A 471-nucleotide genomic window follows, 5' to 3' on the forward strand; every position below is an offset into this window, starting at 1 on the left:
CGGCTATTCCCAAGAACTTAGAGAACATTACGAACTCTATCAATTACTTCTCTTTCACTTCCAAGAAAAACAGACTGAGCATTTCTTTGACCTGATCAATGAGACTCTGCCAAAGGTGAATCCTATCTTTCAGACGGTCTTTAGGACCTTTTTGAAAGACAAGGACATGATTATCAATGCTTTAGAGCTACCCTATTCAAATGCCAAACTTGAGGCGACAAACAACCTCATCAAAGTCATTAAACGAAATGCCTTTGGATTCCGAAAGATGACAACTTTAAAAGAAGGATTTTGATTGCCTTGAACATCAAAAAGGAGAGAACCAATCTGATTCTCTCCAGATGTTAGCTTTTCACCTACCCACTACAGTTGACAAAGAGCCCAAGGTTTAAAAACCTTGTTTTATAACTATACCGGCGGCCGGGGTCGAACCGGCACGTCCTTGCGGACACTGGATTTTGAGTTTGGTTC

Annotated in this window: 1 pseudogene; it reads left to right on the forward strand. The window is 41.0% G+C overall.

Annotated features, from left to right (window positions below):
• Positions 1-348, forward strand: a pseudogene (locus tag EII32_RS11625) (transposase); the annotation flags it as partial.
• Positions 349-471 lie beyond the last annotated feature (123 nt).

Source organism: Prevotella sp. OH937_COT-195 (assembly GCF_003932845.1).
In the GTDB taxonomy this organism is placed as follows: domain Bacteria; phylum Bacteroidota; class Bacteroidia; order Bacteroidales; family Bacteroidaceae; genus Prevotella.